This window comes from Planktotalea sp., assembly GCF_039984035.1.
In the GTDB taxonomy this organism is placed as follows: Bacteria; Pseudomonadota; Alphaproteobacteria; order Rhodobacterales; family Rhodobacteraceae; genus Planktotalea.
Genome location: NZ_JBDWVM010000359.1, coordinates 1 through 4,404, shown reverse-complemented (window position 1 = coordinate 4,404; position 4,404 = coordinate 1). Strand labels below are relative to the sequence as shown.

Annotated in this window: 6 protein-coding genes; all 6 read left to right on the top strand. The window is 55.4% G+C overall.

The window, feature by feature from the left end; translation table 11 throughout:
- The first annotated feature begins 31 nt into the window (after positions 1-31).
- On the top strand, positions 32-1,126 hold the full coding sequence (locus ABJQ89_RS16115; protein ID WP_348497184.1) for a hypothetical protein: 1,095 nt from the start codon (positions 32-34) through the stop codon (positions 1,124-1,126).
- A 12-nt stretch (positions 1,127-1,138) separates the two neighbouring features.
- Positions 1,139-1,366, top strand: coding sequence for a DUF5337 domain-containing protein (locus ABJQ89_RS16110; RefSeq protein WP_348497183.1), 228 nt, complete (start codon positions 1,139-1,141; stop codon positions 1,364-1,366).
- A 7-nt stretch (positions 1,367-1,373) separates the two neighbouring features.
- A complete protein-coding gene (gene nuoF / locus ABJQ89_RS16105) occupies positions 1,374-2,675 on the top strand; it encodes an NADH-quinone oxidoreductase subunit NuoF (protein ID WP_348497182.1) in 1,302 nt (433 codons plus the stop codon).
- Positions 2,676-2,713: 38 nt separating this feature from the next.
- A complete protein-coding gene (locus ABJQ89_RS16100) occupies positions 2,714-3,001 on the top strand; it encodes a hypothetical protein (protein ID WP_348497181.1) in 288 nt (95 codons plus the stop codon).
- 118 nt (positions 3,002-3,119) lie between these two features.
- Entirely contained in the window at positions 3,120-3,533 is a 414-nt protein-coding gene (locus ABJQ89_RS16095) for a DUF5333 domain-containing protein (protein WP_348497180.1), read from the top strand.
- A gap of 6 nt (positions 3,534-3,539) precedes the next feature.
- On the top strand, positions 3,540-4,404 hold an 865-nt coding region (gene nuoG / locus ABJQ89_RS16090), incomplete at its 3' end, for an NADH-quinone oxidoreductase subunit NuoG (protein WP_348497179.1).

Here is a 4,404-nt window from a genome sequence, read left to right as displayed (position 1 = left end):
CCTGATAAAAAAACCGACGGGAGTGTAACGTATGACTAATCAAGGGAAAGATCCTAAGTGCCGTTTCTGGTGCTGGGCAATTGCCGCGCTGTTGGGCGCATTCATTTTCATCATGCTCATGAGCGTAGCCGCCAAATCATTTGGTGCGTCGTTGTTCTTGGGTCTTGTTGGCTTTGTCCTGTTGGGACTTTTGTTTAACTGGCTATTCTGCGCACCGGTTCCGACCGTTGATCAGAACCGTCGGTCAGCATCTGCGGGCGCGACTGCTGCGGTTGCTACGGGCGCTGCGGCGGCTGGCGTTGCAGCGGCAACCAGCAGCAAGGCGTCAGAAGCTCCTGCCGCGGCCAAAGCTGAGGCGGCAGATGCAAGCGCATCTGCGGACACAGCGGCGAGCGCAGAGACAGCAAGCGCGGCTGAAGCAGCGGGTGCATCTGCGAGCGTAAGTGCTGCGCCAGCGGCAGATATCAAGCCAAGTGCACCTCTTGCGGGCGAAGCTGAGCTTGCAGAGCGCAAGGGCGAATATAAGTATGAAGCCCCTGCGGCTGAAGACACGTCCGGTGCAGATGCGGCGGCTGAAGCTGAGGCTGCAGCAAAGGCCGCTGCGGATGAAGAAGCCGCGGCAAAACGCAAAGCCAAGCGCCAAGCGAAACGCAAAGCTGAGAAAGAAGCTGCTGCAGCGGCTGCGCTAGAAGAAGAAGCGGCGGCTAAAGCGAAGGCGGAACGTCAAGCGAAGCGCAAAGCACAGCGTAAGGCTGAAAAGGAAGCGGCTGCAGCTGCGGCGGCGGCAGAGGCAACGCCTGATTACGATGGCGACGGCATTATTGAAGGTGCTGACGAGGGTACAAAGCCTGAATTGCTGACAGCTGCGCGTGAAGGCGGCGCCGATGATCTTAAGCGGATCAAAGGCATTGGCCCGAAACTTGAAGGTGTTTGCAACGATATGGGTGTTTACCACTTCGATCAAATCGCGGCATGGACCGAGCAAGAAATGGCTTGGGTCAACGCGAACCTTCAAGGCTTCAAAGGTCGCGCGACGCGTGACAAATGGGTTGAACAGGCAAAGCTTTTGGCTGCGGGCGAGGAGACGGAATTCTCCAAGCGTGTAGACAAAGGGTCTGTTTACTAAGAAAGCAAAGCAATGGGCCACGAAGAAACAGAAGCAGCATTGGCAAAGCAGGGGCGCACAGTGGCCCTTGTGATTGCAGGATCGATGGTGTTTTGGATCGTGGCCCAAGCGCTTGGACCGATGCTCGGGATGCCCGGCCGGTTCGCACTGCTCATCGATTTTGCCGTGCTCGCAGCATTGGTGTGGTCGATGGTTGTTATTTATCAGATCTGGCGCAAGCGTCAGAACATGAAAGGATGATCATAAGATGCTGACCGATCAGGACCGCATTTTTACCAATCTCTACGGCATGCATGAGCGCACGCTGAAGGGCGCGCAGGCGCGTGGACATTGGGACGGCACAGCTGCGATCATCAAAAAGGGTCGTGAGTGGATCATCGAACAGATGAAGGCTTCTGGTCTGCGCGGTCGCGGCGGCGCGGGTTTTCCGACGGGTCTGAAGTGGTCCTTCATGCCGAAAGAAAGCGACGGGCGTCCGAGCTATCTGGTTGTGAACGCCGATGAATCCGAGCCAGGTACATGTAAAGACCGTGAAATCATGCGCCATGATCCGCATACGCTGATCGAGGGTTGTTTGATTGCCAGCTTTGCGATGAACGCGAATGCCTGCTATATTTATATTCGCGGTGAATACATCCGCGAGAAAGAAGCGCTGCAAGCCGCGATTGATGAAGCGTATGACGCGGGTCTCGTTGGTAAGAACGCTGCAAAATCCGGTTGGGATTTCGACATTTACCTGCACCATGGGGCAGGGGCGTATATTTGCGGTGAAGAGACTGCATTGCTCGAAAGCCTTGAGGGCAAAAAGGGCATGCCGCGCATGAAGCCGCCATTCCCTGCGGGCGCGGGTCTTTATGGCTGCCCGACAACTGTGAACAACGTGGAAAGTATCGCGGTCGTTCCAACGATCTTGCGCCGCGGTCCTGAATGGTTCTCTGGTTTTGGCCGCGCGAATAATGCGGGCACGAAGCTCTTTGCGATCTCTGGTCATGTGAACAACCCTTGTGTTGTTGAAGAGGCGATGAGCATCTCATTTGAAGAGCTGATCGAAACCCATTGCGGCGGCATCAAGGGCGGCTGGGACAATCTGAAAGCGGTTATTCCGGGTGGGTCTTCCGTGCCCTGTGTGCGCGGTGAAAAGATGCGCGATGCGATCATGGATTTCGACTATCTGCGCGGTGATCTCGGCTCTGGCCTTGGCACGGCGGCGGTGATTGTCATGGATAAAGACACGGATATCATCAAAGCGATCTGGCGTTTGGCGAAGTTCTACAAGCACGAAAGCTGCGGTCAGTGTACGCCTTGCCGTGAGGGCACAGGCTGGATGATGCGCGTCATGGAACGTCTGGTGCGCGGCGATGCAGATCCAGCTGAAATCGATATGCTGTGGGATGTAACCAAGCAGGTTGAGGGCCACACAATTTGCGCGCTCGGCGATGCTGCGGCGTGGCCGATCCAAGGTTTGATCAACAATTTCCGTGATGAAATTGAAGATCGTATCAAGGCGCAAGTTGCGGGTCGGACAACACGCGCGGTGGCAGCACGATGATGAGGCCGGCGTTTATAATTGGCGCGGCTCTAGTCGCTTTGACAGCTTGCGAAGATCCGCAGCACGCGGTTCTGTTTGATGGCATGCGTTACTCTGGCCGTTTGCAAGCGGACAAAGAGGCAAAGCGCAATTTCACTGCGACGGCCGCTCCGGTCAGCCAAGGTCTGGACGGCGCACGCGAAGCGGCGCGCTTTGAAGGCACGAGCTACTGCGTGCGCAAGTATGGCAGCTCTGACATCATTTGGACCGCAAGTCCCGATGCCGAAGCGACTGCGCTAAGTGTCGTTGATGACAAGCTTACTGTCCAAGGACGGTGTGCAGAATGAAAAATACCATGAAAAACAGCACTGTTATTGCATATCAAACCGCTCAAAGCCCATGTCTGGGCCGTGATTTGGCACAAGGCCATGTCACACGAGCAGTTTGCATGACAGGAGTTTTCACATGCGTATGACATCTAAAGTAATCGTTTCCCTTTTTGCCGTTAGCCTCGCGGTGTCCACACCTGCTGTTGCAGCTGGTGGTTTGCAGAACGAAACCAAGATCAATGAAGGTCTGTTGGCCGTTGGCATCGCGGATGAAATTCGCAATCGCTGTGGCAGCATTTCCGCGCGTACCTTTACGGCGCTGAGCTTTCTGAATTCCTTGAAACGCGATGCGCGCGCAAAGGGGTATTCGAACGACGAAATTAACCGTTACACCAAAAGCAAAACCGAGAAGGCCAAGATGCGCAAGCGCGGCGAAGCTTATCTCGCACAGAATGGTGCTTCGACCTCTGATGCGGCCTCTATGTGCCGTCTGGGTCGCGCCGAAATCGCAAAACGTAGCCAAATTGGCGTACTACTAAAAGCAAAGTGAGACCTGATGTCTGACCTACGCAAGATCATCATCGACGAGACCGAAGTCGAAGTAGATGGGGCAATGACCCTTATTCAGGCTTGTGAAGAGGCGGGGATTGAAATTCCCCGTTTCTGCTATCACGAGCGTCTGACGATCGCCGGAAACTGCCGGATGTGTCTTGTTGAGGTCGTCGGTGGCCCGCCAAAGCCTGCAGCGTCTTGCGCGATGCAGGTGCGCGATTTGCGCCCGGGTCCAGAAGGTCAACCGCCTGTGGTGAAGACCAATTCACCCATGGTGAAGAAGGCGCGTGAAGGCGTGATGGAATTCTTGTTGATTAACCATCCGCTCGATTGCCCGATTTGCGATCAGGGTGGTGAGTGCGATTTGCAAGACCAAGCGATGGCTTATGGCGTTGATTTCTCTCGTTTCCGCGAACCAAAGCGTGCGACGGAAGATCTTGATCTTGGGCCATTGGTTGAAACCCACATGACGCGCTGCATTTCCTGCACGCGCTGTGTGCGCTTCACGACCGAAGTCGCGGGTATCACGCAGATGGGTCAAACGGGCCGCGGCGAAGATGCGGAGATTACCTCCTATCTTGGCGAAACGCTCGACAGCAACATGCAGGGCAACATTATTGATCTGTGCCCCGTTGGTGCGTTGGTGTCAAAACCTTACGCGTTTACGGCGCGCCCTTGGGAGCTCACCAAAACTGAGTCGATTGATGTGATGGATGCGCTCGGGTCGAACATTCGGGTGGATACCAAAGGCCGCGAAGTGATGCGCTTTTTGCCGCGCAACCATGACGGCGTGAACGAGGAATGGATTTCCGATAAGACCCGTTTTGTCTGGGATGGTCTGCGCAAGCAGCGTCTCGATACGCCGTATA